Genomic DNA, 12,535 nt, shown 5'->3' on the forward strand with positions numbered 1-12,535 from the left:
GCGGCCGGGGGAGCGAGCGGGCGGCGTCGCGCCCTACCCGCGCTGCAGCGCCCGGACCTGCTCCGTGAACTGTGCCGCGCCGCCCTGCGCCGGGTGGCGCACCGCGACGGCGTCGATGCCCGCGAGCGCGAGCGCCCCCTGCGCCTTCCGCCCGACGGCCACGACCCGCACCGGCCGCCCGGCGGCGCCGTCCCGTCCGGCCGAGCCGCCACCCGCGGACCCGGACCGCCGCAACGCCTCGAGCAGCGCGAGCGCGACGGGCGCCCCCGCGCGCACCTCCGCCGGCCGCGGGGTCCGGTTCGTCGACCGGTCCGGCGCCACGAACGGGTGGTGCGGGAAGATCGCCCACGCCACCGGCAGCGGCCCCGACCAGTCCTGCAGCGCTGCGTGCACCACACGGGACGACGCCTCCCACGGTGCCGTCGGCTCCGGCGGCTCCAGGGCGTCGAAGCCGAGCGACCCGAGCTCGCGCATGCTCGTGAACGGGATGCCCGTGTTCGTCATCCCGCGCCAGCCCGGGGCCTCGGCGACGAGCAGGGTGTCCGCGCCGGTGCCCACGTGGTCCAGGTACCGGGACAGGTTCTCGCGGCGGAGCCGGCCCGCCGGGGTCGACGGGTCGTACAGCGCCTCGGCGTCGTCGGCCACGGGCACCGCGTCGAGCGCCGCCCAGAACCCGGTCCACGACCGCCCCTGATCCAGACCCAGCCCCAGGTCCGGACGAGCACCGACGCCCGAGTCCATCAGTCCCGCCCGAGCACCCGGCGGTACACGTCCTCGAGCCCGCCGGCCGACCGCTCCCAGCTCAGCCGCTCGGCGTGCTCCCGCCCGGCCGCCGCGAGCGATGCCGCGTACACCGGGTCGGTCAGGATGTGCTCGATCTCGGCGGCCCACACGGCCGGGTCGCGGGACTCGAGCAGGATCCCCGTCTCACCGTCGACCACGGCTTCGCGCAGACCCCCGGCAGCGGCGGCCACGACGGGCACCCCGGACGCCGAGCCCTCGAGCGCGACCAGGCCGTACGTCTCGGAGTGCGACGGCACGAGCACGGCTGCCGCGCCGCGGAACAGGAACGCCAGGTCGGCCCGCGACTGCGGTCCGATGAAGGTGACCCGGTCGGCCACGCCGAGCGCGGCGGCGAGCCGACGCAGTTCGGACACGTGGTCGCCCGCCTCGCTCGAGGCGTCGCCCGCGATGACGAGGGTGGGGCGTGCCTCCTGGCCGATGCCCGCGATCGCCTCGATCGCCAGGTCCAGTCCCTTCAACGGCTGGACGCGCGCGGCGGCGACCACGTACGGGACGTCCGCGCGGCGCGCAGCCGCACCCGCGGGACGGAAGACGGAGCCGTCGACGCCCGGCGGCACGATCCACACGCGCGTCGGGTCGCCGCCCAGGCGCGTCCGGACCGTGTCGGCCTCGGCCCCGGAGACGACGACGACCGCGTCCGACTCGCGGGCGAGCAGACGTTCCCCGGCCTCGCGACCGGCCGATTCGGGGCGTTCACCCTCGGACAGCGGGGTGTCCGAGGCGGCGGCGATGGAGTGGAATGACTGCACGTGCGGGATGCCCCGCTCGCGCGCGACCGGCAGCGCGGCCGCGCCGGAGAACCAGTGGTGCGAGTGCAGCACGTCGTACGGGCCGAGGTGCTCGAGCTCCGCCCGGAACGGCGCGATGAACGCGTCGTGCTCACCCTTCGGCACGGGCTCGGCGGGCCCGGCGGACAGGAAGCGCAGGCAGACGCCCGGCAGCAGCGACACGGAGTCCGGCTGGGTCGGCGACGACCGCCGCGTGATCACGTCCACCTGGTGGCCGCGGTCCGCCAGGGCCTCGGCCTGGTGCCGGACGACGACGTTCATGCCGCCGACCTCGCCGGAGCCGGGCTCGTCGCCGGGGGAGGTGTGCAGCGACACCAGCCCGATGCGCAGGGGTTCGGTGGTGGTGCTCACGTCGTCAGCCTACCCAGCGGGTCGCCGCTGGGACGGGCGCGCGGGAGCGATGATCGCCGGGCTGCGGCCCGCCTCGTCCAGCGGGTCGGACGGGAGGCACGGATCACCTCCCAGCACCTGCACCCGTCCGTCGCCGTGCCGGTCCCAGAACGCGGCCGTCCAGGCGCACAGGGCACCGTCGAGCAGGTCCTCCCGGTGCTTGTGCGTCGGGCCGTGCAGCACCGAGGGCTCGGCGAGCCCGGCCGTCAGCGGGTGCGAGTCGAGGTGCAGCGGCGGGTCGAGCGGTGTCGTCCGGAGCCGGTGCACCAGGTCGTCGAAGGCCACTGCGCGGCGCTGTCGGGCGACGGGCGCCGGCAGTGCGAGGTCGAGGCGCTTGTACCGGGGCCGCTCGACGTCGTAGCCGAGTTCCTCCACCCCGACCAAGGTCGTGTACGGGTAGCACTCGAACGCCACCGGGCCGGTCCGCTCCCGCATCGACGCGGTGTCCGACACGTACCCGACCCCGAGGGCGGTGAGCCGCTCGAGTAGGGCGGTGCCGGCGCTCGCCGCCGAGGCCTGGTTCGTCGGGTTCGCCGCGACCTTCCACCGGCCGTAGCGCTGCCCGACCTGCCGCTCGGCCTCGCGGATGCCGGTCGGGTTCGTCACGACGAGCGACGCGTCCACGGCGATGAGTGTGCGCGGCCCGAGGTGCTGCACGATCCAGTCGGTCACGGCGTCGACGCCGCGGGCCCATCCGGCGTCGGTGATCGTCCCGTCCGCCGCGGTCGCCACGAGCCCGGTCTCGTTCGCGGGCTTCCGCGCCGAACCGAGCCCCCACGCCAGGTCCACCCCGAGGTACGCCGTCACCCACCCATCGTGCACCGTGCCGGACCTCCGTCCCCGGCGTGCCCCGCCCCGCCCCTGTTCGGTGGAGCAGACGACGTCGGTGTTGTCCGGCGGACCCGACGTCTTCTGCTCCATTTAGGAGGGGAACGAAAGAGGGGGAACGAAGGAGGGGAACGACGAGGGGAAACGAGGAGGGGAGAGCGGCCGGACGCGAGGGCGGCGCGCCCGAGCACGTCGTGTCCGGGCAACGCGGCGCCCCGTTGTGGGGGTCGCCCTCGTCCTTGAGCAGTCGTCATGCTCGTCGTCGGACAGCCGGAAGGGGCGGACGACATGCGGTGGGCAGCACTGACGACGAAGACGAAGGCGACGGTCGTGGTCGCCGTGGCCGCAGCGGTGTGGCTCGGGGGTGTCGGCTCGGCCGGCGCACTCGTCGGGTCGGTCGCCGCGAGCGCCGGGGAGACCCGGCCGGCCGCGGTCGTGGCCGCCGTGGACCCGACCACCGCGCCGAAGGCCACTCGGACGCCGACCCCGACGCCGACCCCGACCCCGGTCGTCGAGGTGACCGAGGTCACGTCCGACGCCCCGGTGCCGTTCGACCGGACGACCGTCGACGACCCGTCCCTGCCGAAGGGGCAGACGAAGGTCACGACCGCCGGCGTCGACGGCGTCGAGACGACCACCTGGCGCGTGACCACGACCGACGGCGTCGAGACCGACCGCGTCGAGGTCGGCAAGGAGGTGACGAAGGCCCCCGTCGCCGAGGTGACCGCGATCGGCTCGTACGTCGCGCCGGCCCCAGCCCCCGCAGCTCCCGCCGCACCCGCCGCACCCGCGCAGCAGGCACCCGCCGCGCCGGCTCCTGTGCAGCAGGCTCCCGCGCAGGAGGTGATCCGGCCAGGCGCGTACTGCTCGCCGGCACAGGCGGGGGCGGTGGCACAGGCAGCGACTGGGAAGTCGTACCGTTGCGGCGGCCACGGTCCGGACAAGAACGGCGACCTGCACTGGAACACGATGTGACCCGTCCCGGGGCGGTCCGTGTACCTTCCGCTGCATGGCGAGCGAGGCGACGACGCTGACGGTCCCCGGGCCGCACGGCGACCGCGAGGTCCGGATCAGCAGCCCCTCGCGCGTGCTCTTCCCGGAGCCCGGGATCACGAAGCTCGAACTGGCGGAGTACCTGGTCGCCGTCGGGGATGCCTTCGTCCGGGCGAACGGCGACCGCCCGATCTCCCTGCAGCGGTACGGCGCGGGCATCGACGGCGACTCGTTCTTCTCGAAGAACCCGCCGAAGGGTGCGCCCGAGTACGTCCGGGACGTGACGGTGAACTACCCGAGCGGCCGGTCGCACCCGCAGCTCGTGGTGGACGAGCCGGCCGTGGCGGTGTGGGCGGCGCAGATGAACACCGTCGTGTTCCACCCGTGGGCGTCCCGCGCCGAGGACAGCGACCACCCGGACGAGCTCCGCATCGACCTGGACCCGCAGCCCGGCACCGACTTCCGGGACACCGTCCCGGTCGCCCACGAGCTGCGCCGGGTCCTCGACGAGGTCGGACTGACGGCGTGGATCAAGACGAGCGGCAACCGCGGGCTGCACGTGTTCGCCCCGATCCGTCCCGAGCACGAGTTCCTCGACGTCCGGCACGCGGTGATCGCCGCCGCGCGGGAGCTCGAACGGCGGATGCCCGACCGGGTGACGACGGCGTGGTGGAAGGAGGAGCGGGGACGGCGGGTCTTCGTGGACTTCAACCAGGCGAACCGCGACCGGACGATGGCCGGGGCGTACAGCCCGCGGGCGCTCCCGCACGCGAGCGTCTCGACCCCGATCACGTGGGACGAGCTCGACGGCGCTGACCCGACGACCTTCACGGTCCGGTCGGTCCCCGAGCGGCTCCGGTCGACCGGGGATCCGTGGGCGGAGCTGCACGAGGAGCCGGGCGACCTCGCGCCGCTCCTGGCGTGGTGGGACCGCGACGTGGCGGACGGCCTGGGCGAGCTGCCGTTCCCGCCGGACTTCCCGAAGATGCCGGGGGAGCCCCCGCGCGTGCAGCCCTCCCGCGCGAAGAAGGGCTGAACCGGGCGGCTAGGCGGCGGCGACGTCCTCGGCGCGGTGCTCCGGCTCGGCCACGCGCGTGGTCTGCATCGGGAGCGTGACGCTGGCGGTGTGCAGCCTGGTCAGGCGGGACCAGGTGCCGCGGTGGACGTCGCTGATGCCGTCGATGATCATGTCCCGCTCCCGTCTGCCGTGGGCGTCCCTGCCGCACTCAAGTTACTAGTTAGGCTAACTACTGCGAGCATAAGAGCGTGGACCGGACAGCGCAAGCCTCAGGTGAGGACGTCTCGCAGGTCGTACGCCGAGGGGACCTCGAGCTGGTCGAACCGGCACGATCCAGCCTCGCGATCGGGACGCCAGCGTGCGAACTGCACCGTGTGCCGGAACCGGTCGCCCTCCATCTGGTCGTACCGGACCTCGAGCACCCGCTCCGGCGCCAGCCGGACGAACGACGTGTCGCGACCGGACGAGAACCGCGACCGTTCCCCGTCACCGGTGACGGGCCTCCCGTCCGTGGCCCGGACGACGACGGGCGCGAGTTCCTCGACCAACTCCTGGCGACGGCGGTCGGTGAAGGCGGACACGCCGCCGACCTGCCGGAGCTCCCCGTCGTCGTCGTACAGCCCGACGAGCAGCGAGCCGACACCGGAGCCGCTCTTGTGCACGCGGTAGCCGATCGCGACGACGTCGGCGGTGCGGTGGTGCTTCACCTTGAGCATGGTGCGCTTGTTCGGCTCGTACGGTTTCGCTCGGGGCTTCGCGACGACACCGTCGAGGCCTGCTCCCTCGAACGTCGTGAGCCACTCGCGGGCGAGGTCGACGTCGAGCGTCGTGCGGGTCACGAACAGCGGGTCGGTGAGGTCCGCGGCCAGGGTCTCGAGCCGCTCACGGCGCTCGTCGAACGGCCGGTCGAGCAGCTCCTCGCCGTCCCAGGCGAGCAGGTCGAAGGCGACGAACTGCGCGGGCGTCTCCACGCTGAGCTTCCGGATCCGCGACTCGGCGGGGTGGATGCGCTGCGAGAGCGCCTCCCAGTCGAGGTGCTCGGCGCCGGGTTCCCCGCTGCGCAGGACGACCTCGCCGTCCAGGACCACCGGGTGGTCCCGCCCGCCGAGCTGCGCCCGGAACGCCTCGACGAGCTCGGGGAAGTAGCGGGTCAGCGGCTTCGCCCCGCGGCTGCCGATCGTCACGTCGTCGCCGTCGACCGTCACGATCCCGCGGAAGCCGTCCCACTTCGGTTCGTACCGCAGGCCGCCCCGCACGCTGTCCGGGTCGGGCACGGCGGCGACCGCCTTGGCGAGCATGGGTGCGGTGTCCATGCGGCCTGTCTACTCGGCGGGCGCTGGCGGACGCGCGAGGCGGGTGGCTGGCTCGGGCGGCCGGGTCGCGGTGAGCGGTCGCGACGGTCGGCCTGGAGGCGCGGCTCGCCAGGGCGCGTCCGTCCCCTCACTAGGGTGGTCGCGTGACGACCGAGGCCCCGTCGGCAGCGCCGGCACCGGAACCGACCAGTCCCGTCCAGGCCGCCGCGCTCCGCGCCGGTGCGCTCCCGCCCGTCGAGGAGGTCCGGCCGGGGGTGTGGACGCTCGCGGTCCCGTTCCACGGCGGGGTCCCGGCGGCGACGCTCGCGTACGTGGTCGAGGACTCGGCCGGCGACCTCACCGTGATCGACCCGGGGTGGAGCGGCGACGGGTCGCTGACGGAGCTCCGGGCCGGCCTCCGGACGATCGGCCGCTCGCTCGAGGACGTGGCGCTCGTCGCGGTCACGCACCTGCACGCCGACCACCTCGGCGCCGCCGCGGCGGTCCGCGCGGTCTCCGGCGCCCCGGTCGCGATGCACGGCGCGGAGGTGCGGGCCCTGCAGGACGAGCGGGCGGACGCGGCGGCGAACGACGCGGACATCGCGACGTGGGGCCTGCCCGACGAGCTGCGGGCCGGGGTCGTCGCGGCGTGGGGGACCGGCCGTCGGATCGGCCGCGGGGCCGGGGAACCGCCGTACGCCGACCTGCTGCTCGAGGACGGGGACGTGCTGCCCGTGCCCGGTCGGACGCTCACCGCGCTGGGGACACCCGGGCACACCGCCGGCCACCTGTGCTTCGTGGACGAGCCAGACGGGCTGCTGTTCACCGGCGACCACGTGCTGCCGCGGATCAACCCGGGCATCGGACTCGGCGGCCGGACCGCCACGAACCCGCTCGCCGATTACCTGGGGTCCCTCGCGCGGCTCGAGCCGTACGCGCACCTCGAGGTCTGCCCCGGGCACGAGTACCGCTTCGCCGACGTCGTCCGGCGGGCCCGCACGCTCGCGCTGCACCGGGAGGAGCGGAGCCGACACGTCGCCGAGGCCCTCGACGCGCTCGACCGCCCGACGCTGTTCGAGGTCGCGGCCCGCGTGCCGTTCTCCGGCGGCATCGAGTCGATGACGGGCTTCCTGCTCGCGAGCGCGCTGACGCAGACGGCGTTCCACGCGGACCTGCTCGGCCGCGCCGACGAGGTCCGCCCCGCCTGACGGGCGACCGCCGGCCGTCGGGCAGCCGCGCAGTGCCGCTGGCCGGCGTCAGGCGAGGGTGGCGGCGAGGCGCTCCAGGGTCGTGCGGGCGTCGGCGACCTCGGCAGCGGCGTGCTCCGCGAGCGGTGCGAGGTCGGGGATGCGGTCGGCCAGGGTCGCGCTGACCGTGACCGGGTAGAGCTTCATGCCGAGCGCCGTGCCGAGGATCAGGTGGAGCACGGGGGAGCCGTGGTCCCAGGTCTCCGTCGGGGTCCCGGCGTCGTAGGTCGCGCCGCGGCTCACCACCGTGACGACCGGACGTCCCGCAAGGGGCTGCACGTCACCGGCGAGGACCCCGGGCACGTGCACGCGGTCGATCCAGGCCTTCAGGGTGGAGGGCACCGTGTAGTTGTACAGCGGCGCACCGATCAGCACGACGTCCGCGGCGAGGAGCTCGTCGATGACCTCCTGACGGAGCTGCTCGGCCTCGGGCGCGACGGTCTCGTCCGCCCGACGGTCCGCGGCGGCCCAGTGCAGCGCCGACGTCTCGAGGTGCGGGAGCGGGACGGTGTGCAGGTCCCGGCGGACGACCGTGTACTCCGGCCCCCGCGCGCGCCAGGCGTCGGCGAAGGCCGCGGTGAGGTCGCGGGAGCGGGAGTGCGCGAGGTCGGCCGACGAGTCGATGTGCAGCAGGGAGGGCATGGGCCCACGCTACCCACGCCGGGCCGCACCGGCGGGGAACGCGGACGGCCCCGTCGCACCGTGAGGGGTGCGACGGGGCCGTGGCGTGCCTCCCGTCCGTCACGCCGGCGCGCGACGGACCGGAGGCGGCGGGGTCAGCGCTGCGCGCGGCGGCGGCGCAGGACGCCGGCACCGAGGAGCCCGGCGCCCGCGGCGACGAAGCCGAGGGCCCAGGGGAGGGCGCTCGTGGCGTCGGTGCCGGTGAAGGCGAGCTGGCCCTTCGGGGCGGTGGCGACGGCGGGCGTGACCGATCCGACGGTGCCGGCGGGCGCCGCGGTCGGGACGACCGTCACCGGGAAGGAGACCGAGACGGACTGCGCGGCGACCGTGAGCACGTGGGTCGATGCGTGCGGGAAGGTGACCTTCGTCGAGAACGTGTCCTCGTCGAGCGCGATCTGGTCGGTCGCGTGGTCGCTCGTCACGGTGACCTGGTCCGCGTTGCCCTCGTCGTCGTACTGGGTCGTGTCGTTCCCGAACTCGTCGACCGGCGAACCGTTGATCCAGAGCGACTGGCCCTGCGTGACCGTCGGCTGCCCGCCGTCGGTGACGGTCGGCTCCTGGTCGGGGTCGCCCGAGAACGCGAACGTGGTGATGTGCCCGTCCGGCTCGATGAGCCAGCCGGTGAAGGGGTGCTCGCCGTCGAACAGGTCGATGGGCGAGGTGTTCGTCGTCTGGGCCATGACGCCGACGGCCTTCGCCGGGTCGACGACGACCTCGACGTACTCGGTCGCGGTCGAGGTGCCGTTCGTCGCGACGACGGTGAAGTCGAAGACCGAGGCGTAGGTCACCCGACCGGAGAGTGTCGCGGTCGCGGCATCGAAGGTGGTGTCGAACGGCAGGTAGGCCTCGGGGGTGTCCGTCTCGGGGTCGACGCTGTCCGGGTCGGCGTAGCCGATCGAGTACTCGACCGTGCCGCTGCCCTTGGCCACGCGGAAGACCTCGTCGAGGGTGTCGCCGGCGGTGACCTCGATCGTGCGCGGGGACTCGTACGAGGTCTCGGCCGCGAACGCGACGTCCTCGCTGACGGCCGCTGTGGTCTCCGTCGCGGTCTGCCCGGGCGCCGATCCCGTGACGGTCAGCGTGATCGTCTTGCCGACCATGTCGGCGGTGACGTCGAACGAGGACGCCGTGACGGGCGTGCCGCCCTCGACGGTCCAGACTGCCCGCGGGTCGTCGATGCCGGTGGTCTTGTAGAAGAGCGTCACGCCGACCTTCGGGGCACCGACGATCGTGGCCGAGGAGGTCGCGGTCGGCGCGGCGGCGGCCGTTGTCGTCGTGCTCGGCGCGGGGGAGGTGGTCGCCGGGGCGGGGGCGGCGGTGTCGGGCGTGGTGGTGTCGCCCGTGCTCGGTGCCGGTGCGGTGTCCGTCGACGTGCCGGTGGTGGTCGGTGCCGTCGTGGCGTCCGTCGGCGTCGCGGCCGAGCCGGTGGTGCCCGTCGCGGTCGTGTCGGTGCCGGCCGTGCTGGTGCCGGTGGTGCCGGTCGACGAGGTGTCGGCCGGTGCGACGGCCGAGGTCGGCTCGTCGACGGCGAAGGCCGCCGTCGAGGTGAAGACGCCGAGTCCGGTCGTCAGGCCGATGAGTGCGACGGTCGTCCCGAGCGCGCAGGCGCGACGGGTCGAGGAGGTGCTGCGGTGCACGGGTCCCCCCAGGGGTCAGGTCCGGTCGGGTGCCGGATCGTAAGAATCCGCCGAGAATCTCGGCGTGATCGGATCGTACTGGTACAGGAACGGGCATTCGGGCCGAGTTCCCGAATTGTGACCTGGGTTGGGGGTCGGGTGCCGGAACCGCCCGTCGGGTTGCGTGATCACGCAACCAGGAGGACGGACAGGAGGCACGGTGCGGGCCGGCACCGTGCCTCCTGTCCGTCCTGTCGTCACCCACTGCGCGACGGGTCGCGACCGTCCGGGTCGGTCACGTCCCGCCGTGCTGAACGGGAGCGCGCTCAGGCGCGTCGACGCGCGCGGTGGAGGAGCAGGCCGCCACCGGCGGCCAGGAGGCCGAGCGCCCAGCCCATCGGCGCACCGGTCTCGACGCCGGTGTAGGCGAGCGAGCCTGTGGTGGGGTGCTGGGTGAGGGTGGTCGAGGCCGTAGCGACCGTCGTCCGAGCGTCGCCCACCTGCACCGTGAAGGTCCGGGTGAGGTTGCCGAGCCGAGCGGTGATCCGGTGATCCCCAGCGCCGACCAGGCGAGCATCGATGACCGGTGTGCCGCCGGTGCTCCTCGGCTCGAGGACGTCAGCGTCGACGGACGACGACCACGTCGGCTGCCGCGGGTCACTGTTCAGGTCACCGTTCCGGTCGAGGGTGAGGAGGTCGACCTCGACCGTCTCTCCGTCGCGCACACGCAGGGGAGTGGCCGGGTCACCGTCCTGCACCTCTGAGCTGCGGCTGTACTCCGTCGATCCGTCCGACCGGACCAGCCACATGCCGGAGCCGCGCACGACCGCGTTGAGCGAGGTGGTGTCGCCCGGAGCGATCACGAGTTCGACCCGGGAGACCTCACCCCCGTCCGGCCGGATGCTGGAGGAGGTGTGCAGCCAGAACTCGACGACCTGGGCACGGCTCGGGGTCCCGGACAAGGTCCCGTCGGGGTCGAGGCGCAGGCCGTCCGGCAGCGGGAACGGGTTCCCGTCTGCGCCCGGTGCGTCGGTCGCGGAGTAGACGAGCCCGTCGCCGTCGAAGGCGGAGAGCGGTGTGCTCGTGGACGTCCCGACGCGGAGGTCGAGGCTCCGGACGCCGAGGAAGCCCCAGCGGTTCCCGGGCGCCTCGTCGACCGGCGCGGAGGTCTCGCTGACGACGGTCGTCGGCTCCAGGCCGGGAGCGGTGCCGGTCACCCGGACTGCGTACCGGTCGAGGGATCCCTCCATGGAGCCGATCACGAACGTGCGCTCGGTCGTCTCGCCGGACTGCGGCACGAGCGGGCCGCCGTCGAAGGAGTGGAGCCACTGGTAGGTGAAGGTCGTTCCGGCGGGCCACCCGGCGGTCTCCGCGGTGAGGGTGCCGAGGCGTTTCGCGGTCCCGCTGACGGTCACGGAACCCGCCGGCGTGGCGGCGGCCGTCGGTTGCGCCGCGGTGGTCGTCAGGGTGGGGGTGGTCGCCGGAGCGGGGGTCCCGGCCGTGGTCGGTCCTGTGGCGGTCGGGGCGACGGTGTCGGGGGCGTCGACCGGGGTCGTGTCGGCTGCGTGCGGCTCCGCGGTCGCGTCGGGGGCGGAGTTCGCCGTGCCGGCGACCGTCGTGCTCGGTGCGGTCGTGGTCTCGTCCAGGCCGATGGGCTCGGCGGCGCTGGCCGCGACGGCACCGACGCCGAGCGCGGACGAGCCGACGGCGACGACGACGGCGGCGGCGCCGAGTGCGGCGGTGCGGCGGAGTGTGGAGCGGCAGCTGTGGCGGTGCATGGGTTCCCCTCGTGGTGGTGGGCGTCTCGATGCGCCCTCACATGAGAGGTGTCGGGTCCCGTCGAGGTCTGACGTCGATCAGGTCACGGGTCGGTCACGGTTGCGCGCCGGGCGTCAGTGCTGCTCGGCGGCCCGGACGAGGGCGGCGCGGAAGGCACTCGTCACCGGGGAGTCAGCGCTCGACAGGCGCTGCGCCGTGAAGATGGTCCGCCGCGCCGGTTCGGGCAGCTCGAGCAGCCGACACCGGGTCGAGCGGCCGGCCCAGACCAGGTCCGGCATGAGCCCGACGGCGTTGCCCGACTCGATCAGCCGGATCTGCGCCTGCAGGTCCGCGGTCTCGTAGCGGACGTCCGGCTCGAACCCGGCGCGCCGACACGTCTGCTCCGCGAAGTGCCGGGACGCCGCCCCTCGTGGTTCCATCACCCACGGCATCTCGGCGGCGTCGACCAGGGCGACGGCGGGGTCGTCGTCGGTCAGGGGCACGAGACTCGTGTCCGCCGGGGGCAGGGCGAGTCGCACCGCGTCCGTGGTCAGGTCCCGCTGGTCCAGCCCCGGGAAGCGCGGGGCCGCGTGCGCCGGGTACTGCTCGGCGATCACCATGTCGAAGTCCCGCGCCCAGGTCTCGTTGAGCGCGGTCTCCGGCTCGTGCTGCACCATCTCGACCCGGACGTCCGGGTGCTCGAGCGCCATCGTGCGGAGTGCGGTCGGCATGAGCGCGAGCGCCGCGGACTGGAACACCGCGACACGGATCCGTCCCTGCACGCTGGTGAGCGTCGACTCGACGGTCGACTGCGCTCGTTCGAGCACGTCGAGCACGTCGCCCGCCGCGCCCACGAGCACGTCGGCCTGCGGGGTGAGCTGCAGCCGACGTCCGGCCTTGCGGAGGAGCTGCACGCCGGCCTCCCGCTCGAGCACCCCGAGCTGCTGCGAGACCGCCGACGGGGTGAGGTTCATGGCTTCCGCCACGGCAGCGACGGTGCCGCGGATCGAGAGTTCACGGAGGAGGACCAGGCGCCGGACGTCGAGCATGACCGAACAGTAGTTCTTCTTCACGGTACGCGTCAGAACTATTTGCTTCCGCTACCGCTTGGTCGGCACCA

The 12,535-nt window shown here is 74.1% G+C and carries 12 protein-coding genes; 3 read left to right on the forward strand and 9 right to left on the reverse strand.

Going from position 1 to position 12,535, the window contains the following annotated elements:
• Positions 1-33: 33 nt before the first annotated feature.
• The 3 genes from FB462_RS07255 to FB462_RS07265 are packed head-to-tail and all read right to left on the reverse strand — an operon-like array spanning position 34 to position 2,789.
• Entirely contained in the window at positions 34-741 is a 708-nt protein-coding gene (locus tag FB462_RS07255) for a uracil-DNA glycosylase (protein ID WP_229666902.1), read from the reverse strand.
• Positions 741-1,943: a glycosyltransferase gene (locus tag FB462_RS07260; protein ID WP_058741828.1), complete on the reverse strand. Its 1,203-nt coding sequence runs from the start codon at positions 1,941-1,943 to the stop codon at positions 741-743. The genes FB462_RS07255 and FB462_RS07260 overlap by 1 nt, the downstream gene beginning before the upstream one ends.
• Before the next feature lie 9 nt (positions 1,944-1,952).
• The gene (locus FB462_RS07265; protein WP_208738899.1) at positions 1,953-2,789 is read right to left on the reverse strand and encodes a DUF429 domain-containing protein; all 837 of its coding nucleotides are present in this window, start codon (positions 2,787-2,789) and stop codon (positions 1,953-1,955) included.
• Positions 2,790-3,062: 273 nt separating this feature from the next.
• Here FB462_RS07265 and FB462_RS07270 point away from each other — a divergent pair, with 273 nt between their 5' ends.
• Positions 3,063-3,785 (forward strand): G5 domain-containing protein, encoded by a 723-nt coding sequence (locus FB462_RS07270; protein ID WP_188868873.1) that lies wholly within the window; start codon positions 3,063-3,065, stop codon positions 3,783-3,785.
• A 34-nt stretch (positions 3,786-3,819) separates the two neighbouring features.
• Positions 3,820-4,839, forward strand: coding sequence for a non-homologous end-joining DNA ligase (ligD, locus tag FB462_RS07275; protein ID WP_141861052.1), 1,020 nt, complete (start codon positions 3,820-3,822; stop codon positions 4,837-4,839).
• A gap of 9 nt (positions 4,840-4,848) precedes the next feature.
• Here ligD and FB462_RS17275 read toward each other — a convergent pair whose 3' ends face one another.
• Both FB462_RS17275 and FB462_RS07280 read right to left on the reverse strand, forming a co-directional pair.
• Positions 4,849-4,992, reverse strand: a complete 144-nt coding sequence (locus tag FB462_RS17275) for a hypothetical protein (protein WP_167510041.1) — start codon at positions 4,990-4,992, stop codon at positions 4,849-4,851.
• A gap of 98 nt (positions 4,993-5,090) precedes the next feature.
• Complete coding sequence (locus tag FB462_RS07280) at positions 5,091-6,134, reverse strand: ATP-dependent DNA ligase (protein WP_141861054.1); 1,044 nt, start codon at positions 6,132-6,134, stop codon at positions 5,091-5,093.
• A gap of 143 nt (positions 6,135-6,277) precedes the next feature.
• Here FB462_RS07280 and FB462_RS07285 point away from each other — a divergent pair, with 143 nt between their 5' ends.
• Entirely contained in the window at positions 6,278-7,321 is a 1,044-nt protein-coding gene (locus FB462_RS07285; protein WP_141861056.1) for an MBL fold metallo-hydrolase, read from the forward strand.
• A gap of 48 nt (positions 7,322-7,369) precedes the next feature.
• Here FB462_RS07285 and FB462_RS07290 read toward each other — a convergent pair whose 3' ends face one another.
• The 4 genes from FB462_RS07290 to FB462_RS07305 all read right to left on the reverse strand — a co-directional run bounded on the left by FB462_RS07290 (position 7,370) and on the right by FB462_RS07305 (position 12,464).
• Positions 7,370-8,002 (reverse strand): FMN-dependent NADH-azoreductase, encoded by a 633-nt coding sequence (locus FB462_RS07290; protein ID WP_141861058.1) that lies wholly within the window; start codon positions 8,000-8,002, stop codon positions 7,370-7,372.
• Positions 8,003-8,136: 134 nt separating this feature from the next.
• Positions 8,137-9,678: a hypothetical protein gene (locus tag FB462_RS07295; protein WP_141861060.1), complete on the reverse strand. Its 1,542-nt coding sequence runs from the start codon at positions 9,676-9,678 to the stop codon at positions 8,137-8,139.
• Positions 9,679-9,983: 305 nt separating this feature from the next.
• The gene (locus FB462_RS07300; protein WP_141861062.1) at positions 9,984-11,435 is read right to left on the reverse strand and encodes a hypothetical protein; all 1,452 of its coding nucleotides are present in this window, start codon (positions 11,433-11,435) and stop codon (positions 9,984-9,986) included.
• A 114-nt stretch (positions 11,436-11,549) separates the two neighbouring features.
• A complete protein-coding gene (locus FB462_RS07305; protein WP_141861065.1) occupies positions 11,550-12,464 on the reverse strand; it encodes a LysR family transcriptional regulator in 915 nt (304 codons plus the stop codon).
• Between the last annotated feature and the right edge of the window lie 71 nt (positions 12,465-12,535).

This window comes from Curtobacterium citreum (genome assembly GCF_006715175.1).
Taxonomy (GTDB): domain Bacteria; phylum Actinomycetota; class Actinomycetes; order Actinomycetales; family Microbacteriaceae; genus Curtobacterium; species Curtobacterium citreum.